General features: G+C 37.4%; 22 protein-coding genes. 8 read left to right on the top strand and 14 right to left on the bottom strand.

The annotated features are described in order from the left end of the window. Positions 1 to 9 precede the first annotated feature (9 nt). Positions 10 to 1,005 (bottom strand): NADP-dependent oxidoreductase, encoded by a 996-nt coding sequence (locus ACE3RB_RS11455; protein ID WP_374464333.1) that lies wholly within the window; start codon positions 1,003 to 1,005, stop codon positions 10 to 12. Between the two features lie 91 nt (positions 1,006 to 1,096). Between ACE3RB_RS11455 and ACE3RB_RS11450 the strand changes: the two genes are divergently transcribed. Continuing rightward, the gene (locus tag ACE3RB_RS11450; protein ID WP_374464332.1) at positions 1,097 to 1,483 is read left to right on the top strand and encodes a winged helix-turn-helix transcriptional regulator; all 387 of its coding nucleotides are present in this window, start codon (positions 1,097 to 1,099) and stop codon (positions 1,481 to 1,483) included. A gap of 62 nt (positions 1,484 to 1,545) precedes the next feature. Here ACE3RB_RS11450 and ACE3RB_RS11445 read toward each other — a convergent pair whose 3' ends face one another. The 5 genes from ACE3RB_RS11445 to ACE3RB_RS11425 form a co-directional block, all read right to left on the bottom strand. Next, positions 1,546 to 2,400, bottom strand: a complete 855-nt coding sequence (locus tag ACE3RB_RS11445) for a glycine betaine ABC transporter substrate-binding protein (protein ID WP_374464331.1) — start codon at positions 2,398 to 2,400, stop codon at positions 1,546 to 1,548. Position 2,401: 1 nt separating this feature from the next. Continuing rightward, positions 2,402 to 3,229, bottom strand: coding sequence for an ABC transporter permease (locus ACE3RB_RS11440; protein WP_374464330.1), 828 nt, complete (start codon positions 3,227 to 3,229; stop codon positions 2,402 to 2,404). A 1-nt stretch (position 3,230) separates the two neighbouring features. Continuing rightward, positions 3,231 to 4,010, bottom strand: coding sequence for a CBS domain-containing protein (locus ACE3RB_RS11435; protein WP_332386350.1), 780 nt, complete (start codon positions 4,008 to 4,010; stop codon positions 3,231 to 3,233). Positions 4,011 to 4,032: 22 nt separating this feature from the next. Next, positions 4,033 to 4,482 (bottom strand): ATP-binding cassette domain-containing protein, encoded by a 450-nt coding sequence (locus tag ACE3RB_RS11430; protein ID WP_374464329.1) that lies wholly within the window; start codon positions 4,480 to 4,482, stop codon positions 4,033 to 4,035. Positions 4,483 to 5,010: 528 nt separating this feature from the next. Continuing rightward, entirely contained in the window at positions 5,011 to 5,376 is a 366-nt protein-coding gene (locus tag ACE3RB_RS11425; protein ID WP_374464328.1) for a DUF1304 domain-containing protein, read from the bottom strand. A gap of 65 nt (positions 5,377 to 5,441) precedes the next feature. Between ACE3RB_RS11425 and ACE3RB_RS11420 the strand changes: the two genes are divergently transcribed. The 3 genes from ACE3RB_RS11420 (at position 5,442) to ACE3RB_RS11410 (ending at position 6,960) form a co-directional block, all read left to right on the top strand. Next, positions 5,442 to 6,014, top strand: a complete 573-nt coding sequence (locus tag ACE3RB_RS11420) for a Crp/Fnr family transcriptional regulator (protein WP_374464327.1) — start codon at positions 5,442 to 5,444, stop codon at positions 6,012 to 6,014. Positions 6,015 to 6,077: 63 nt separating this feature from the next. Next, positions 6,078 to 6,509, top strand: coding sequence for a DoxX family protein (locus ACE3RB_RS11415; RefSeq protein ID WP_374464326.1), 432 nt, complete (start codon positions 6,078 to 6,080; stop codon positions 6,507 to 6,509). A gap of 7 nt (positions 6,510 to 6,516) precedes the next feature. Further along, the gene (locus ACE3RB_RS11410) at positions 6,517 to 6,960 is read left to right on the top strand and encodes a carboxymuconolactone decarboxylase family protein (RefSeq protein ID WP_374464325.1); all 444 of its coding nucleotides are present in this window, start codon (positions 6,517 to 6,519) and stop codon (positions 6,958 to 6,960) included. A gap of 485 nt (positions 6,961 to 7,445) precedes the next feature. On the opposite strand, the gene ACE3RB_RS11405 is transcribed toward ACE3RB_RS11410, so the two are convergent. From ACE3RB_RS11405 to ACE3RB_RS11380, 6 genes are all read right to left on the bottom strand, one after another. Then, positions 7,446 to 8,414: a cyclase family protein gene (locus ACE3RB_RS11405; protein WP_374464324.1), complete on the bottom strand. Its 969-nt coding sequence runs from the start codon at positions 8,412 to 8,414 to the stop codon at positions 7,446 to 7,448. Positions 8,415 to 8,635: 221 nt separating this feature from the next. After that, entirely contained in the window at positions 8,636 to 9,619 is a 984-nt protein-coding gene (locus ACE3RB_RS11400; RefSeq protein ID WP_374464323.1) for an aldo/keto reductase, read from the bottom strand. 212 nt (positions 9,620 to 9,831) lie between these two features. Continuing rightward, entirely contained in the window at positions 9,832 to 10,587 is a 756-nt protein-coding gene (locus tag ACE3RB_RS11395) for a type 1 glutamine amidotransferase domain-containing protein (RefSeq protein WP_374464322.1), read from the bottom strand. Between the two features lie 2 nt (positions 10,588 to 10,589). Further along, positions 10,590 to 10,877 carry a putative quinol monooxygenase gene (locus tag ACE3RB_RS11390; protein ID WP_374464321.1) on the bottom strand — a complete coding sequence of 96 codons (288 nt, stop codon included), beginning with the start codon at positions 10,875 to 10,877 and terminating at the stop codon, positions 10,590 to 10,592. 2 nt (positions 10,878 to 10,879) lie between these two features. Next, positions 10,880 to 11,764, bottom strand: coding sequence for an NAD-dependent epimerase/dehydratase family protein (locus ACE3RB_RS11385; protein WP_374464320.1), 885 nt, complete (start codon positions 11,762 to 11,764; stop codon positions 10,880 to 10,882). After that, complete coding sequence (locus ACE3RB_RS11380; protein ID WP_374464319.1) at positions 11,761 to 12,378, bottom strand: NAD(P)H-dependent oxidoreductase; 618 nt, start codon at positions 12,376 to 12,378, stop codon at positions 11,761 to 11,763. The genes ACE3RB_RS11385 and ACE3RB_RS11380 overlap by 4 nt, the downstream gene beginning before the upstream one ends. 331 nt (positions 12,379 to 12,709) lie before the next feature. On the opposite strand from ACE3RB_RS11380, the gene ACE3RB_RS11375 reads away from it, so the two are divergent. Together ACE3RB_RS11375 and ACE3RB_RS11370 are read left to right on the top strand one after the other, a co-directional pair. Further along, on the top strand, positions 12,710 to 13,492 hold the full coding sequence (locus tag ACE3RB_RS11375) for a metallophosphoesterase (protein WP_374464318.1): 783 nt from the start codon (positions 12,710 to 12,712) through the stop codon (positions 13,490 to 13,492). A 3-nt stretch (positions 13,493 to 13,495) separates the two neighbouring features. After that, positions 13,496 to 14,395: a LysR family transcriptional regulator gene (locus ACE3RB_RS11370; RefSeq protein ID WP_374464317.1), complete on the top strand. Its 900-nt coding sequence runs from the start codon at positions 13,496 to 13,498 to the stop codon at positions 14,393 to 14,395. Here ACE3RB_RS11370 and ACE3RB_RS11365 read toward each other — a convergent pair. Then, the gene (locus tag ACE3RB_RS11365; RefSeq protein ID WP_374464316.1) at positions 14,369 to 14,800 is read right to left on the bottom strand and encodes a GNAT family N-acetyltransferase; all 432 of its coding nucleotides are present in this window, start codon (positions 14,798 to 14,800) and stop codon (positions 14,369 to 14,371) included. The two genes, ACE3RB_RS11370 and ACE3RB_RS11365, sit on opposite strands and share 27 nt — an antisense overlap. 36 nt (positions 14,801 to 14,836) lie before the next feature. Beyond that, on the bottom strand, positions 14,837 to 15,271 hold the full coding sequence (locus ACE3RB_RS11360) for a GNAT family N-acetyltransferase (RefSeq protein ID WP_374464315.1): 435 nt from the start codon (positions 15,269 to 15,271) through the stop codon (positions 14,837 to 14,839). 276 nt (positions 15,272 to 15,547) lie between these two features. Here ACE3RB_RS11360 and ACE3RB_RS11355 point away from each other — a divergent pair, with 276 nt between their 5' ends. Next, positions 15,548 to 16,423, top strand: coding sequence for an aldo/keto reductase (locus ACE3RB_RS11355; protein ID WP_374464314.1), 876 nt, complete (start codon positions 15,548 to 15,550; stop codon positions 16,421 to 16,423). A gap of 171 nt (positions 16,424 to 16,594) precedes the next feature. Then, positions 16,595 to 17,656, top strand: coding sequence for an NAD(P)H-dependent flavin oxidoreductase (locus ACE3RB_RS11350; RefSeq protein ID WP_374464313.1), 1,062 nt, complete (start codon positions 16,595 to 16,597; stop codon positions 17,654 to 17,656). Positions 17,657 to 17,689 lie beyond the last annotated feature (33 nt).

Here is a 17,689-nt window from a genome sequence, read left to right as displayed (position 1 = left end):
TTGGTATTTTTATTCATCATTTCTCATAATAAGTTTATGACCCTGGGTCAGATTATTTTTTAACATAGAATGAGCTTTCATAACAGTTTCCAAAGAAAGATTTCCAACTATTTTATGCTGAGGAGGAAGGATTGTTCCGTTTTCAATAAGTTTTTTTATTTCCAGTAAACTGTTTTTATAATAGTCATATTTTTTAATCATACCATAAGTGTAATTGGAAATATTCATAATCAGAGTTCCTTTGTTGAACAATGTTTCATGAGCATCTTCTGTTACCAAAGCAGTAACATCTACATACGTACCATTGATTTTTAAAACCTCAGCCGTCACTTCAGACATATAATTTCCTACGAGATCAATTCCATATTCAAAAGGTTGATCATTATTGGCTTTTAAAATGTTTCCAATAAGGTTTTCTTCTCTGTAATTAACGATTTGATGACTTTTTAATCCATAATTAAGAAGCATGTGCCTGTTTTCTTCACTGCCAACGGTTGCTGTGATCTGCCGGATATTATGGGCCAGTAAAAGTTTGATTAAAAATGAACCAACACCTCCGGCCGCACCTGTCACAAGGACGGTATTTTCCGGATTTAATTTTAAACGGTTGACAATCTGTAAGGAAGTAAGTCCTGCGGAAGGGATGGAAGCTGCCTGTTCAAACGAAACATTTTTTGGTTTAAAAGAAACAATGGCTTCAGGAACAGCAATATATTCAGCATACGTACCGTTGCTTCCCATAGAACCGCTTCCACAATAGACTTCGTCTCCAATATTGAATTCTGTAACCTCTGAACCTTTTGCCACAATAATTCCGGATAATTCTCTTCCTAATATCGGTGAACTGATCAGTTTTCTTTCCAGTTCATTTTCCAGCATCTGATAGTCGATGGGATTGAAACCGCTTGCTTTAATCTGAATTAAAACTTCATTACTTTGAGGTTGGGGCTGTTCTGTGAATCCGTCTTCCAGCTTTCCGTTTTTATTTAAAATAACTGCTTTCATAAGATTAATTTGATATACAAATGTAAAGAGGGAATAGTTTATATTTGCTACTAGTTAACCAATGGTAACTAGTTACCTTCACGAAACTATTATGGCAAAAATTATTGAAAACGGTATTGAAAGAGAAGCCAGCTGCACCGAGGAATTGTTTGCAATGCGGGACAGTCTGGATGTTTTAGGAGGAAAATGGAAACTGATGATTTTACGGTATCTGACGAACAGACCGGACCAGATGATTCATTTTAAAAAGCTGGAACGCGGTATTGAAGGAATCTCGGCAAAAATGCTGAGCAAAGAATTGAAAGAGCTGGAAACGAATCTTTTGATCACCAGGACCATTCAGGATACAAAACCTATTACCGTAACGTATGCGGTGACAGAATATGGAAAATCTGTATTTCCGGTGACAGAAACGTTGGTGAACTGGGGAATCCTTCATCGTGAAAAAATCAAAGAATCAATGAATTCTTCCGGATAATAGATCAAAAAACCCTCAGACCCATATAGAGTTGAGGATTTTTAAATATACCAAATTGTTTATTAATTTTTATCTAGCCAGGATCGTACAAGTTCAGAATGATCTTTCACCCACTCTTTGGCAGTGGCTTCTTTGTTTTTACTCTGTTCCATTTTCATTAAAAGATCAGACATATTCTCATCATCAAAATGAAGCTTTGAAAAGAATTTTGCCAGCTCAGGATGATCTTTAGCAAAACTTTTTCTGGAATAGGTTTTAATCTGTTCCGCTTCACCATAAATCTTTTTGGGATCATCAAGAAACTTAAGCTTCATCTTACCAAACATCCAGTGAGGCTGCCATCCCGTTACCACAATCCATTCTTTTCGTTGTATGGCATTCTGTAACTCGGTGATCATGGCAATGGTAGAGGAGTTGATCTGATGATAATCCAGTTTATAATCTATGATTGCTTTGTCTGTTCCGGTGGTTAATCCAGCTCCTTTTTCAATTCCTATAATTCTGTGATTGAATTGATTTTTATGCTGATTGAGCTCTTCAATGGAGTTTACAGGAACATATTCCGGAACCACCAAACCTATACGGCCGTTGTTATAATTGGTTCCAAGATGCATTAATCCGGGAAATTTAGCCAGCTTTTTTGCGTGAGTGTATGGAAGCCATACTCCCATGAAAAGATCTGTATCTTCATTATTCATAGAAGCCAGAATCATATCCGTAGAGGCTTTTTGAATAATAACATGATATCCCTGCTCGTCCAGAATGGCTTTGGCAACGTGTGTCATCGCAACATCTTCTGCCCAGCCGTCTACCATTCCGATGGTAATATATTTAGAGTTTTTTATGTTTTCACACGAACTTAATGCTGTAAATAGTAACATTAAAACGGGGAAAAACAGGTATTTTAATTGTTTCATCTTATTGCTTTTTCTTTATAAATCCCTGAGTAATACGATCCAGGATAATGGCTAAAATCACAACGGATAATCCACTTTCAAATCCTAATCCGATATCCAGGTTATTAATTCCTTCCAGTACTTTCTCTCCCAAACCGCCTGCAGCAATCATTCCTGCAATCACAACCATGGATAAGGATAATAATATGGTTTGATTGATCCCTGTTAAAATCGTTTTCATGGCCAAAGGAAGCTCTACTTTGAATAGAATCTGAGGGCCGGTAGCTCCGAAAGCTCTTGCCGCTTCTACAATATCTTTCGGAACAGCCTCAATTCCTAATGTCGTTAAGCGAACAGCAGGAGGCATGGCAAAAATAATGGTTGCAAAAGCACCGGGTACTTTACCAATACTGAAAAACAGTACCGCAGGAATCAGGTAAACAAATGCGGGCATGGTCTGCATCAAATCCAGTAGAGGACGGATGATTTTATCAGCTATTTTGCTTTTAGCAGCCAGAATTCCCAGAGGGATAGAAAGGATAAGAGCTGTAATGGTGGACACAAAAATAAGTGCCAGGGTTTCCATGGTTTCTTTCCATAATCCCATTAAAAATATTAAGCTTAATCCGGCTGCGGTTACCACAGCGATGGCTTTTCCGGCTTTCCACAGTGCCAGAAGGGTAAAAAAGAGAATGATTACATAAAAAGGAGTGTTTGTTAATACCCATTCAATCCCCATGATAGAGGTATTTCCTAAGTGTTTTATAACATCGAATACAGGTTTTCCGTTTTCTGTGAGCCAATTGATTGCAGTTTCTACATATTGACCTATATCTATAGTTTTATTCATCTTATTGGTTGTTTGCGATTTCTTTTAATTCAATAATTTCTTCTTCGTTAAACTTTGTGGCTTCTATGACCAGAGATAACTGGGTAACAAGACCTAAAAATTTATTGTCTTCATCAATCACGGCAATGGACGACTTATTTTCAGAGATCAATGGCAGCATTTCTTCTACCGTCACTTCAGGATACACCGAAGGAACATTACTGTTGATAATAGATTCCACCGTAGGTTCTTTCTTTTTGGCAATTCTGACCACATCATTAAGGGTAACAAATCCAAGAAATTTATTCTGAAAATCGACCACAGGTAAGTTTTCTAATCCGGTGGCTCTCATTTTTCTTAAAGCTCCCTCGGGACCATCTTTTCTGAAACGAACCACTGTCGCTTTATCAAACATCAGAGATCTGGCCGTGATAATGGTTTTACGGTCTACTTTTTCTACGAACGCTTTTACATAATCGCTGGCAGGATTGGTTAAAATTTCTTCCGCTGTTCCTATCTGTTCTATGACTCCATCTTTCATGATGACGATACGGTCTCCGATTTTAATGGCTTCGTCCAGGTCATGGGTAATAAAGACGATGGTTTTCTGTAAGGTGTTCTGCAGTTCAAGCATCTGATCCTGCATTTCAGATTTTATCAATGGATCCAGAGCTGAGAAAGCTTCATCCATCAGCAATACTTCGGGATCATTGGCCAAAGCTCTTGCCAATCCTACTCTCTGCTGCATTCCTCCTGAAAGTTGTGAAGGATATTGGTTTTCGAAACCAGTTAATCCTACGATATCCAGTGCTTTCTGTGCTTTTTTATCCCGGGAAGCCTTGCTTTCTCCCCTGATTTCCAGTCCGAAACCTGCATTGTCTAAAAATGGTGTGATGAGGCAGCAATCCGAATTTCTGGAATACCATGCTCATTTCCGTTCTCCTTACTTCTAAAAGTTCCTTGTTGTTTTTACTGGTAATATCATCGTCATTGATGTATACTTTTCCTGAAGTAGGTTCATTTAATCTGTTTAGACAGCGCAATAAAGTAGATTTTCCGCTTCCGGAAAGCCCCATGATCACAAAGAATTCCCCTTCATAGATTTCAAAACTGGCTTTGTTGATTCCTATGGTACAGCCTGTTTTTTCAAGAATTTCCTTTTTGGAAAAACCTTTGTCTAAAAGTTCCTGTGCTTTTTCTTTGTTTTTGCCAAAGATCATGGTCAGGTCTTCAACCTTAAGTTTTACTTTTCTAGCATTTTCATTTTTTTCCATATTCAGAATTTTTCAATTAATAATTTGATATAAAAACTGCACACCAGTTTATTATATACATTTAGCTTTAGTTGTTCTGCTGCTGACGATAGAGTAAAATAATTTGCCAGGCCTTTAATAATAAAAGCTCCAAACAAAAAAATAACAGCATAGAGACCTGATGGCCTTATGTTTATTTTAAATATTTCAATAGATTATACTCTAGAAAAAGAGTGCATTATGCAAAAAGAAGTTAATCTTTTACATAGATTCTATAATTAAATTACTGATGAGGTAATTACAGATATGTGTACTGAACAACTTGAATGGCTACATTTAATCAAAATGCCTCCCAGCATCAAAAAACTGTATATCAATTTTTTATGACGATGCAAATTTACGAATTTTATATTAAATGGATTTTTGTATGGGTAAACTGTTGATTTTCAATACTGTTGTGAAGTAATATTTTCATGATGATTTTTTCTCTTATCATGAAAGTAAGAGAATCTTGATTGGAAAGAAATTTTTTACGAATAGCTTGTAAAATTATTTCAGTAAAACGGCAATAATCGCAAGGATAGCGGGTAACGCCTGAACGAAAAATATTTTTTTAGTGGCAGAAACGGCTCCATAAATTCCGGCTACAGCAACACATCCTAAAAAGAATAAAGCTACATTCGTCTGCCATTGTGGGTCTTTAATCAAAAATGACCAGATCAATCCGGCAGCCAGAAAACCGTTGTAAAGCCCCTGATTGGCAGCAAGTCCTTTGGTAGGTTTAAACATTTCCGGAGGCAGGGCTGCTTTAAAAACTTCTTTCCCTTTGGTTTCCCAGGCAAACATTTCCATCCAAAGGATATAAAGGTGTTCCAGTGCAACGACAGCGATCAGAATTTTAGCAACGATTTCCATGATTCAATATTTTTCTCATTGTAAAACTAAAAAAATAAAGTTAAGTTTGAGCATTAATTCTTACAATGGACCCGTTCAAAGCACATTTAAATAAATTCATTACCGTAACCGATGAGGAATATACTTCTATTGTATCATTTTTCAGGGTGATGGAGGTAAAGAAGAAGCAGAACCTGATGCTTGAAGGGGAGATATGCCGGACCATGTATTTTGTAGTGAAGGGATGTCTGAGAAAGTTCTTTATCAATGAAAAAGGAGTAGAGCAGACGACAGAATTTGCCATTGAAAACTGGTGGATTACCGATACATTTGCTTATGAAAGACAGATACCAACAGATTTCTCCATACAGGCAGTGGAACATTCTTCTATTCTGGTGATTGATCTTGAGCGTCAGGAAGAATTGTTGAAAAAACATCCAGTAATGGAACGCTATTTCCGCATGATTTATCAAAGAGCGTATGCTGCTTCAGAGCGTAGAATCCGGTATTTGTATGAAATGTCCAGAGAAGAACTTTATATGCATTTCAGTACATTGTATCCATGGTTTATCCAAAGGATTCCTCAATATCTTATAGCCTCCTTTTTGAATCTTACCCCGGAATATCTGAGTGAAATCAGAGCAAAGTTACGATCTTAAACCAGTTTAAGTTTTTTACGGATCAGAACCCGGAAATTTGTCATGTAATTAAAAGCCAATGCAATGACAGATACCAATAATCAATTTCCGCAGCTATTTTTAAGGCTGGCTCTTGCAGTGACGATGCTTTCTGCTGTTGCAGACCGGTTCGGATTATGGAGCAAGGAAAATTCGTCATGGGGGAATATGGAAAGTTTCAAAGAATATACAAGACAGCTTACCTATTTCCTTCCGGAATCTTTAAGCACATTCTCAGCGTATGCCGCTACTTTTTTGGAAATTTTTTTCCCTCTGATGCTGATTTTTGGATTTAAAACCAGAATTGCAGCGTATGGAAGCAGTATTCTGCTGCTGGTTTTTGCGGTATCCATGACCATTGCATCAGGACCGAAAGCCCCGCTGAATTACTCGGTATGGGTGGGAAGTGCTGCTGCACTTTTACTGGCGGTACAACAACGTTATTCTTTAAGTATAGATCAATTAACCAAAAAATAATAATATTATGAGCGCAAGATTAAATATTGCAACAGTAGATTCGGCAGTTTACAAAGCGATGATGGGATTGGAAGGATACTTACAGACCACTTCTTTAACCCATATTCAGAAAGAATTAATTAAAATCAGGGCTTCACAGATCAATAAATGTGCTTTCTGCCTTGATATGCACACCAAAGATGCCATCAAATACGGTGAAACCCCTCAGAGAATTTTTATTCTGAATGGATGGACAGAGGCAAAAGAATTTTTCACCGAAGAAGAACAGGTGCTTTTGGCAATGACAGAGGAAATTACACTGATCAGCCAAAACGGATTAACAGAAGAAACCTTCCAAAAGGCTAAAAAATTCTTTGATGATAACCAGATTGCCCAGATCATTATGGCTATTGTAACCATTAATGCATGGAACAGAATTGCAATAAGTACTCATCTTCCGATTGCAAAATAGTGAAGTCCGGGAGCGGGGAGATGGAAGATGGAAGTCAATGAAGACTGCATAATTTACGGATGTTTACTTATTAAAACACGGCCTTTCAAATTTGAAAGGCCGTGTTTTAATACAGGATTCAAAGTGATAATGTAAACAGTCTGGTATTAATTCTAAAAATAAATTCTAAGGTTAATTTTATTTTTTAAACGGAATTACATTGTCACTTCATTTCTCAGATATAAAAATTGCTTAAACTTTACCCAACCACAAAAGTCACAAAAGGTTTCAATTTAAAACACTTGAGTTCATTTAAGTAAGTTTAAAATGATACCGCAGAAAAGTTCACATAAGATGAAAATCAAAGATTTACATAAAACTTAGGTGTACTTATTACGCATAAGGCTTGTTTCTGAAAACACTTAAGTGTTTAAAACTTTTGTTCCTTTTGTGGTTAAAATAATGAATATAAAAGTTTAAACAATTTCATCCTGTAAGTATTTAAATTAATAAATCGCTACAGGATTTACATTCACCTGGGTAGAGCCTACATATAAAGGCTGTCCCAATACAAATAAAAATTCCCAGATTTTTTGCTTCACCAATGGACGGCTGTCGATCAGTTCCAGGTTATAGATTCCTTTTTTGGCCAGCATAAACTGATTGATGGGAAATTCTTCTTTGCTTTTTGGATTTGGATAGACTTCAGAAGCCCAGGTGTCCCCTCCAAAAGCTACGATTCCCTGATCGGCAAGCCATTTTGCGGCATCCATTCCGATTCCAGGCTCTGTTTCAAGGAATTGCTGGTTGTTTCTACCAATCAATTCAAGCCATCCGGTGTTGAAAAGGATGATATCACCTTTTCTAAGGGTAAGACCCTGCTTTTTTAAAACAGATTTAATGTCTTCTATAGTAAATTCTGTTCCGCCAGGTACAATTGGTTTTCCATAATGAGCAGTCATATCAAGCACTACACCACGGGTTACAAAAGGTGGCACTTTTTCAACGCCCAGTTTCTTGACACCTTCTACGGTTACAAAGTCTGTTGCTTTGTTTCCGTTGTAGTAAGTATTATCAATACCGATGTGCCCGATTCCGTTGAGCTGTGTTCCCACTCCGGTCCAACCGTTGACCAATTCATCATTGAAGGTAAATTTATTTGGTCCTATGCTTTTTCCGCCCTGTTCTCCGGGCTGGATATTATATAAATTAAAACTTCTGTGTCTGAAAGCAGGAAGGTTTTTATCAATCGGAACGGCAAGCGCTAACGTTTTGCCCTGTTTCACGAGTCCTAATGCCTGTTTTACAACTTCAGGAGTCAATAAATTGGCAGCTCCGATCTCATCTTTTGAGCCATAGGCAGAAGGATACCATGATTGGTCTTCCGGATTAACTAATGTTTGAGCCTTTATGCTAATGCTGTTGATAGTCAATAGTGTTGCTAACCCGAACACTTTGATCAGATTATTTTTCATTTTTTATAAGGATTGAGGTTAAAAGAAAGGAAGCCGGAAGCTGGGAGAGGGAAGTTTTATTAGTGTATTGATAATCAGAAGGCTTATATTACACTTTTCTGCATGTAACAAAGAGATTCCTCCTTCGTCGGAATGACAATTGAAGTTAAATTGTAAACCAATCTATTTATTATCCGACATCAATAACTTCCATCTTCCAGCCTCCATCTTCCAGCTTTATATTATATCTCGCTTAAAGCCGAATTGATGAAGTTCAATTCTTCCTGGGAAAGGTCAATAGACATTGCTTTTGCATTTTCGATGGCTTGCTGGGCATTTCTTGCTCCTGCCAATACTACGGTAATTGCCGGCTGTAAAGTTGTCCATCTTAATACCAGTTGAGAAAGGCTGGCTCCTTTTTCCTGCGCAATAGGTCCGATTTTTTCCAGGAAAGTTTTTACCTTATTCAAATCAAACTGAGAGAAATATCCGTTTCTGTGATCGTTATCTTTCAATTGGGTTTCTTTGAAATATTTACCGGTTAAAAGACCTCTTTCCATCGGACTGTAAACGATAATTCCCGAATTGTTTTCCAAAGAATAAGGAACAAGATCATTTTCAATAGCACGGTTCAGCATACTGTAAGAAACCTGGTTGCTGGCAAGTTTTAACGTTCTGTTAGCTTCTTCCATTTGAGCCACACTGTAGTTGCTTACCCCTGCAGCACGGATTTTCCCCTGTTGGATCAATAATTCCATAGCTTCCATAGTTTCGCAGATTGGCGTAGTGCTGTCCGGCCAGTGAAGCTGTAAAAGGTCGATATAATCTGTCCCTAATCTTTTTAAACTCTCTTCAACTTCTTTGATGATATTTTCTTTAGAAGCCAGTTTATAAACCGGAAGAGTTTTTCCTTCGTCTTCAGCATCAAAGAAAAATTCTCCTTTGCCATTATTGCTTCCGTCCCATACCAATCCGAATTTTGTTAAAAGCTGGATTTTTGAACGGTCTTTTCCTTTGATAGCTTCACCAATCATTTCTTCACTCAGCCCGAAACCATAAAAAGGTGCCGTGTCGATAGATGTTACTCCGTGATCCAATGATGCGTGAATAGAGTTGATAGAATCCTGCTTTTCATTACCACCCCACATATTTCCACCGATTGCAAATGCTCCGTGTGTGATTGTTGATAATTCTAAATCAGTGTTTCCTAATTTTCTGTATTCCATTTTGTTTGTTTTAAAATTGATTTGTTTATTTACCACCCCGTCAAACCTTTTATTTGCTAAAATGTCATTCTGAATGAAATGAAATGTAATGAAGAATCTCAGATGATTGATTGTTAATGAGATTCTTCCTTCGTCAGAATGACAAAGTTCAAATAATTTGATTTTTGAGATAATTTCAATCAGTTTATTGATTATTTTGTTGTGGTTAAAAATTATTTGTTATTTAATTCCTTTAAAATTGCTTCTCCCACACTTTTTGCAGATTGTGGATTCTGTCCTGTAATCACTCTCTGATCTGCTACCACATGATTCTGCCAGAGTCCTGATTTCTCAAATTTTGCTCCTCTTTCTTTCAGCTTATCTTCCAGTAAGAAAGGAACAACATCTGTTAATTTAACTTCAGATTCCTCTTCATTGGTAAAAGCATTGATTTTCTTTCCGTCCACAAGATATTTCCCGTTATTCAGTTTGATATTCACCAAACCTGCAGGACCATGGCATACTCCGGCTACAATACCTCCGTTTTCATAAATTTTGGAAGCGATATCTGACAGTTCTTTATTGTCTGCAAAATCCCACATGGCTCCGTGTCCTCCTGCATAAAAAATGGTTGAATATTCCTTAGGATTTACCTGTGACGGCATCATAGAATGATCAATCTTGTTTTTGTATTCTGTGTTTTCCCAGAATTCTTTGTTTACCGGATCTTTCAGATCGAAACCATCTACCGGAGGAGTGCCGCCTTTCGGGCTTACAAAGTCTATTTCATATCCTGCCTTGTGAAGAACTTCCCACGGGTGAGACACTTCACCCAGATAATATCCTGTATCTTCACCGGTACTTCCTTTTTTATCATGGCTGGTAACAACGAATAATATTTTCTTTTTCATATTCTTTGATTTCTTGGTTTGAGCCTGAACGAATCCTATGGTAAAGACTGCAAGCATTAAAAACGCTAATCTTTTCATACTTATATGATATGGGTGGTATAAATCTGTGGTTTTTCCTGAAGCTTTTCATCCACCAAAGCTCCGAAAGCCTGGATATAAGGTTGCTGGTTGTGCTGATCCAGCCCTTCTTTGCTTTTCCATATTTCGTAGAAAACAAATTCATTTTTGTCTTCAATTCCCTGATGTAAGCTGTAAAGCTCACATGCTTCTTCTTTTCTTGTTTCTTTTACCATATTCTGAAGAACTTCCAATACTTCTGGTTGATGTTCTTCTTTGGTTTTTATAATGGCTGTTAAATGAATTTTCATAATTAAATATAATTTTCAATTGAAGTATAGATTGGTTTCCATCCCAGTTCTGTTCTGGCTTTATCTGCACTACATATACTGTTGGATGCAAAACCGAAATAGCCGCCTGCAGGCCCGAAATTATCAACAGCATCCTGTACGCTTAAAGATCTGGCCGGTTCCAGGTTATATTTTTTACTGATGATTTCTGCAATGTTTTTCAGAGAAGATGAACCATTTTCTGCGTAATACACAGAGCCTTCTTTTGCTTTTTCCAAAGCCAGCACATACAGGTCTGCCAGATCTTCAATGTGTAAATTCGACCAGATATTTTCACCTTCGCCAAAATAAACACCGTGTCCTTTTTTCTGGGAAAAATTAATCAGGGCCGGAACCTGGATGCTGTCTTTTTTTATGCCCAGACCTTCCCCATACACCATGGTAGGAACAATAACGATGCTTCTTATATCTTTTTGAACAGATTGAAGTACATAATTATTGATAAGTACTCTTGATGCCATTTCCAGTCTTGGAGTCAAAGGAAAATCTTCCGTATACACAAAATCACTCCTTTTACCATTTTCTTTACCTCCAAAAATGGCAGATCCTGAAGTAAAAATGAAGGTTTTATGACTTCCCTCCAGAGCTTTGATAAAGTTATCCACAGCATAAGCATCATCAGCAGAATCAGCATTGTGAATGACGGCATCAACACCGGCAACAGCTGCTTTGATAAGGCCTTCATTGTGAATGTTTCCAATAATTGTTTTGATTCCCAATGATTCCAGTTCCTGTACATGGGATTCATTACGGACCAGTCCTGTCACTTCATAATTCCTCTCAAGGAGCTTTTGGGCAATACTACCGCCAATATAGCCGGTAATACCGGTGATCAGTATTTTTTTCATGATACCAGTTCAGATTTTAATTCTTTTTCAAAAACATTTCTTACATGTTCTCTGTAAAGCTTCATATCGCGCTCTATATTGGCATTTTTCTCCACATCGTGGAAGTGGAAGCTTTCCATTTTTTCCATAGAAACAAAAGCATTCATTCTGTGGAACCCAAACAATGGTCCTTCATCCACGCTTTTTTCATTAAAAAATTCTCCGGGTAGCGTGAAAGCGGTTGAAGGAGCATTCCAGCTTGTAGTAAGCATGTATTTTCTGCCGCCAAGCATTCCTCCTGTACCATAATTGATTTCAGGGTTTTCAGCCTTTCTTCCGTCACTCATATAAATTCCTTTGGCATGGCCTGCAGTGAACACTTCATCAATATATTTTTTCAATCCGTTCGGAAGCTGGAACCACCAGATCGGAGTGTGGTAAATAATGTAATCTGCCCATACAAACTTCTGAACTTCTTCGTGTTTGTCATAATTTTCGCTTACATTGGTGACCTTTACTTCTACGTTGTCAAATTCTTTAAGAACTGCCAATGTATTTTCTGCGATAGTCTGATTATATTTTCCTCCGGAATGTCCGAAACTCTGTCCTCCGTTGATGATTAGTACTTTTTTCATTTTTTTATGATTGTTTAAATTTTACTCTGCAAAGTTAGGATGGATGTTTGTATAATAAAAATAATATAAATTATATGAAAGTATTATTTAAATTATATTTTGTTGAGTTCAGCAATTTGGTTTAAAGTTTAAGGTTGAGAATAGTGAATGGTGAATGGTCAATGCGCTTCGCTTGTGAATTTTTGAGAATATATCAGTTCACTATTGACTTTGCGAAGCAAAAATTGACGATTGATTTTTGACTTTTTCTCTTTTCATGGTAAAATATCATATCATCCCTAAACCGGAATTATGTTATGACAGGTAAATTTGTCTAACAAATTGAAGGATAATGATACAGATAGCTGTTTTTAGTGATGTACACGGAAACCTTCCTGCATTGGAAGTGGTGTTGAAGGATATTGAGCAGAGGGGAATCAGCCAGAAATTCTGCCTGGGAGATCTGGTAGATTTTGCACCCTGGGGAAATGAAGTGATTGAAAAAATAAGAAGTCTGAACATTCCTTGCCTGATGGGAAATCATGATGAAAGAATTGCCTTTGATCTTCCTGTTGTTCCATTGTCCAAGCATTCAGAAGAAGAAACCAATGCCCGCTTTATTGCGATAGATCATTCTAAAAAACATATTACACAACAGAATAAAAAGTTTCTCGCTGAACTTCCTTTTCATTTAAAACTCAATTATAAGACAGGAAAAAGGCACTGGAATATTCAGCTGGTTCACTCGAGCCTTGAGAGTAACGATACCTACCTGTACGAATCAGGAAATGATGAAGTTTTCAGGATGATGCTGGAAAGTGCGGATGCTGATCTGGTTGTGATGGGACATACCCATTTATCATTTAAAAAACAGTTTGACGACCAAACATGGGCTGTCAACTGCGGTTCTGTAGGCCGTTCCAAAGAAGAAAACAGACTGGCTTCTTATCTGGTATTGACTTTGGACGAAGAAAAGATTATCCCTGAAATTGTACAGTTATCCTATCCGGTTGATGAAACTGCCCGTCAGATACGTGAAAGCGGTATTCCGGATTATTATGCCATATTCTGGAGAATAAAATTGTATCAATATTATAATTATTTTGTAAATTTGCATCAGAATATTAATAATTAAGTCATGGTTAATTTAGAATGGTATCGGACTTTTAAGGCGATATATAAAACCGGGACGTTGACAGGCGCAGCAGATGCATTATTCATATCACAGCCGGGAGTAAGCCTGCATTTAAGCTCTTTGGAAGCTTATGTAGGATATAAACTGTTTGACAGAACCGGTAGAAAAATGATCCCGACAGAGCGAGGTAAAGTATTGTTTAATGCAGTAGCCGAGCCTCTTACCAAACTGGAAGATGTAGAGAAAAATTTTCAGAAATCCACAGAAAAGCTTACACCTACAATCAGTGTGGGAATGTGTTTTGAGACTTTTCAGACTACGCTGGAACAATATGTTTCATCACTGCCTTTTAACCTGATTATCAGTTTTGGTGAATATCCCGAAATGCTGGATCAGCTGGATAAAGGAATTCTGGACCTTATCATTACTCCTAAAAAAGGCTCTTCACCCAATATAGAACATGAAGCATTCTCTTCTGAGCAGATCATTCTGGTTGGAGGGAAGGATGTAGATACTGCCGCTTTCAATAAAGTTTTAAAAACAAAAGATGCTGAGCAGATAGAGGAATGGCTGAAGAACGAAAAATGGTATGGAACTACCGGAGATATGGAACATCTTTTCCAGTTCTGGACCTTGAATTTTGGGCATAAACCGAATTTCAGGCCGAATTATATCGTTCCCAATCTGAATTCAATTATCCGCTGTCTGAAGGGAGGAACAGGATTGGCTGTTGTCCCTGATTTCCTATGTAAAAACGACATTGAAGGCGGTGACGTGAAAATGATCTGGGAAGGAAAGAAAAAGCTGGAAAATACACTGTATTTCGGATGTCGCAAGAAAACGAATTATCAGGCCGAAATAGAGCATATTAAAGGCTTATTCCGTCAGGTGATGGGTAAGTAAAACCATATCCCACATCTGTAAACCGTTTTCATAAATAGGAGTTGGATAATTTTCAATAAAGAAGTTTTTCCGGATTCCGGTTTTTATGAAATCGTTTTTCTCATAAAACCTGATCTGTTGGAAGCCGGTATCCGACGTTCCAACGGTCAGTGTTTTATAATGATTTTCTTTGGCAATTTCTTTGGCCTTGTTCATCAGGATACTTCCGATTCCTTTGCTTCTGTAGCTTTCAGTTACAGCAACATTTTTTATTTCCAGTTCGGTCTCACTGATTTTGCATAATGCCATTACAGCAATATCTTCTATGCCATCATGTAAAAGATAGACGTCAGATTTGAAAATATACTGATCAATGGCTTCTTTGGTTTCATCGGCCAATAACAGGAGATGATAAGGTATTTCCAAATCGGAACTTAATTGATGAAAAATAAAATCTCCCATTTACAGACTCATATGAATAAGCGGATAATCTTTTCCAGAACCGTCCTTTTCAGATCTTCCGATTTTTTTGAAACCCATCTTTTCGTAAAACCCGATGGCCTGAGGATTTTGCTCATTAACATCCACTTTAGTTAATCCGGTTTTCTCTTTCATAAACTGATAAAGCGTTTTTCCATAGCCTTTTCCACGGGCATCATTATGAATAAAAAGCATTTCCAGATTACCTTCTGCTACGGAGGCAAAACCTTTAGCGTTATCATTTTCTGTAATTAAATAAACATCAAGGTTAGGAAGATAGTCTCTTGGAATAGCTTCTTTAAAATAATTGAAATCTTCTTCTGCAAGGAAATCGTGGGTTGCTTTTACGGCCGATTCCCATATTTCCATAATTCTTGGATAATCTTCTGCATGAGCCAGTCTGATGTGTTGTGACATGATTTTTAATTTGAACAAAAATAAAGAAAATTGAGGAGGAATGCCAGCAGGAGTTAAGATTTGAGGATGGAAGATGGAAGTTAGAGGTTAGAAGTGTAGAGGGTTGGTTTTATCGACTACTCATTCCCCTTCCTTGAAGGGGTCGTTTATACATCATCTTAAAAACCTTATGAATAAGAATCTTTTAACAGAAACAGTAAAAATGGTAGGCAGGATTTTCATTTTTTTATTGCAAATTTGTTTATCACTTTATATTAATCATTAAAATAAAGACTTATGCAAAAGAAAACCTATCCAGGACAGCCTGTGGTAACTTTAAATAATGGAGTGGATATTCCGGCTTTAGGCTTTGGAGTATGGCAGATGGATGATCTGAAGGAATGCGAAAATGCAGTCATCAAAGCTATCCAGACAGGATACAGAATGATTGATACTGCTGCTATTTACCAGAATGAAACAGCAGTAGGTGCTGCCGTAAAAAATAGTGGTGTAGACAGGGATGAACTGTTTATTACATCAAAAGTCTGGGTTCAGGATCACGGATATGAAAAAGCTAAAAAAGCTTTTCAGAGAACATTGGACAGGCTGCAGATGGATTATCTTGATATGTATCTTATCCATTGGCCTTATGGAGATTTTCTGGGAACATGGAAAGCTTTGGAAGAACTCTATCAGGAGGGGAAAATCAAAGCTATCGGAGTATGTAATTTTACAGTTGAGAAACTGGAAGAATTGAAAGCAAATTCAGCAGTTTTACTGGTAATCAATCAGATTGAACTGCATCCTGTATTCCAGCAAAAAGAACTGCAGGTGTATGACAGGGAAAATAATATCATAACACAGCCATGGAGCCCGCTTGGAAATGGTAATGCGGATCTTTTAAGCAATCCTGACCTGAAAGCAATTGCAGAAAAATATGGTAAAACCGTAGCACAGGTCATTCTGAGATGGCATCTGCAGGAAGGATTTGTGGTGATTCCAAAATCTGTGACTCCGTCCAGAATTGAGGAGAATTTTAATGTATTTGATTTTGAGCTTACAGAAGATGAGATGAATGTCGTTCGTAGCTTAGATACGGGAAAAAGATTATTCTTTGATCCGAAGGACCCTGCATGGGAACAAAAGATGTTAAATTCTGTAGCAGATATTTAATAGAAATCAGAAATTAAGAATATTCCCACAGCTTTCACTGTTTCACAGATTACAATCTGTGTTTTCTCTGAGATCTGTGGGAATTGTATTTTTATTCAGGATGAGGAATATCATATCCTGTTGAAAATGAGCTGTTCCTATTTTTTGTACCTTTTAATTAAAATAATTCTTATGTTTTGGCCGGATACAATCAGTAAAAAACTGGGGATAAAATATCCTGTAATTCAGGCTCCGATGTTTGGAGTCAGCACGGTACAAATGGCTGCAGCAGCGGCTAAGGCAGGCTGTCTGGGGTCATTGGCATTGGCTGATCTTTCTGCAGACCAGTCTGTTGAATTGATCAGAGAGACAAAAAAACTGACAGATAAACCTTTTGCTGCCAATATTTTTGTCCATCACATTCCTGCACTGACAGATGCTTTAAAAGAAAAATATAGTAAAACCAGGCGGTTTATAGAACAGCTGGCCAGAGAAAATAATATAGAAGTACATCTTCCGGGCCTTGATGCGATCGGTATTAACAGTTATCATGAACAGGTGGATGCTATTATTCAGGAAGGCTGCAAGATTCTGAGTTTTACCTTTGGAAATCTGGATCCTCAGAGTATTCAGAAATTAAAAGAAAACGATGTTATCCTTATTGGTACGTGCACTTCTGTAAATGAAGCTTTAATTCTTGAAAAATCGGGGATTGATATTATTTGTGTTCAGGGGATAGAAGCCGGAGGTCACAGGGGAAGTTTCGAAGCCGAAGATATTCCGCAGATCGGAGGTTTATCTTTATTGTCACAGATATATGATCAGGTAAATGCTCCTTTGATCTATGCAGGAGGAATTTATGGCTCAAGAACATTGCAGGCTGTTAAAGATTTAGGGGCACAGGGCTTTCAGGTTGGTAACCTTTTACTAGCTTCCCGAGAAAGTGCTTTGCTGCCGTTTGAAAAAGAAAGATTGAAAAAAGTAAGAGAAGAAGAAATTGTTTTAACGAAGAGCTTCTCCGGAAGATATGCCAGAGGAGTAAAAAATAAATTTATAGAAACCGTTGAAAACTCAGAATATATTTTACCGTATCCCTATCAGAATAAACTGACCAATGCCTTACGTAAAGCTGCAAAATCTCTGCAAAATCCGGAGTTTGTGGGAATCTGGGTCGGACAATCCATTCATCAGTATAGTGAACGTTCTACAGAAGATATTCTGAAAAATTTAATCAGCCAGTGTGAAAAAAGATAAACAAACATCAATAAAAAAGCTTCAGATCATATT

The sequence above is a fragment of the Chryseobacterium sp. genome, assembly GCF_041914225.1.
Classification (GTDB): Bacteria; Bacteroidota; Bacteroidia; order Flavobacteriales; family Weeksellaceae; genus Chryseobacterium.
The sequence above is the reverse complement of the archived record's forward strand: the minus strand, read 5'-3'. Positions and strand labels throughout refer to the sequence as shown.

Excerpts from the sequence above, each read along its gene's own strand:
- ACE3RB_RS11455 (WP_374464333.1), bottom strand. The coding sequence starts at position 1,005 with ATGAAAGCAGTTATTTTAAATAAAAACGGAAAGCTGGAAGACGGATTC.
- ACE3RB_RS11450 (WP_374464332.1), top strand. The coding sequence starts at position 1,097 with ATGGCAAAAATTATTGAAAACGGTATTGAAAGAGAAGCCAGCTGCACC.
- ACE3RB_RS11445 (WP_374464331.1), bottom strand. The coding sequence starts at position 2,400 with ATGAAACAATTAAAATACCTGTTTTTCCCCGTTTTAATGTTACTATTT.
- ACE3RB_RS11440 (WP_374464330.1), bottom strand. The coding sequence starts at position 3,229 with ATGAATAAAACTATAGATATAGGTCAATATGTAGAAACTGCAATCAAT.
- ACE3RB_RS11430 (WP_374464329.1), bottom strand. The coding sequence starts at position 4,482 with ATGGAAAAAAATGAAAATGCTAGAAAAGTAAAACTTAAGGTTGAAGAC.
- ACE3RB_RS11425 (WP_374464328.1), bottom strand. The coding sequence starts at position 5,376 with ATGGAAATCGTTGCTAAAATTCTGATCGCTGTCGTTGCACTGGAACAC.
- ACE3RB_RS11420 (WP_374464327.1), top strand. The coding sequence starts at position 5,442 with ATGGACCCGTTCAAAGCACATTTAAATAAATTCATTACCGTAACCGAT.
- ACE3RB_RS11415 (WP_374464326.1), top strand. The coding sequence starts at position 6,078 with ATGACAGATACCAATAATCAATTTCCGCAGCTATTTTTAAGGCTGGCT.
- ACE3RB_RS11410 (WP_374464325.1), top strand. The coding sequence starts at position 6,517 with ATGAGCGCAAGATTAAATATTGCAACAGTAGATTCGGCAGTTTACAAA.
- ACE3RB_RS11405 (WP_374464324.1), bottom strand. The coding sequence starts at position 8,414 with ATGAAAAATAATCTGATCAAAGTGTTCGGGTTAGCAACACTATTGACT.
- ACE3RB_RS11400 (WP_374464323.1), bottom strand. The coding sequence starts at position 9,619 with ATGGAATACAGAAAATTAGGAAACACTGATTTAGAATTATCAACAATC.
- ACE3RB_RS11395 (WP_374464322.1), bottom strand. The coding sequence starts at position 10,587 with ATGAAAAGATTAGCGTTTTTAATGCTTGCAGTCTTTACCATAGGATTC.
- ACE3RB_RS11390 (WP_374464321.1), bottom strand. The coding sequence starts at position 10,877 with ATGAAAATTCATTTAACAGCCATTATAAAAACCAAAGAAGAACATCAA.
- ACE3RB_RS11385 (WP_374464320.1), bottom strand. The coding sequence starts at position 11,764 with ATGAAAAAAATACTGATCACCGGTATTACCGGCTATATTGGCGGTAGT.
- ACE3RB_RS11380 (WP_374464319.1), bottom strand. The coding sequence starts at position 12,378 with ATGAAAAAAGTACTAATCATCAACGGAGGACAGAGTTTCGGACATTCC.
- ACE3RB_RS11375 (WP_374464318.1), top strand. The coding sequence starts at position 12,710 with ATGATACAGATAGCTGTTTTTAGTGATGTACACGGAAACCTTCCTGCA.
- ACE3RB_RS11370 (WP_374464317.1), top strand. The coding sequence starts at position 13,496 with ATGGTTAATTTAGAATGGTATCGGACTTTTAAGGCGATATATAAAACC.
- ACE3RB_RS11360 (WP_374464315.1), bottom strand. The coding sequence starts at position 15,271 with ATGTCACAACACATCAGACTGGCTCATGCAGAAGATTATCCAAGAATT.
- ACE3RB_RS11355 (WP_374464314.1), top strand. The coding sequence starts at position 15,548 with ATGCAAAAGAAAACCTATCCAGGACAGCCTGTGGTAACTTTAAATAAT.
- ACE3RB_RS11350 (WP_374464313.1), top strand. The coding sequence starts at position 16,595 with ATGTTTTGGCCGGATACAATCAGTAAAAAACTGGGGATAAAATATCCT.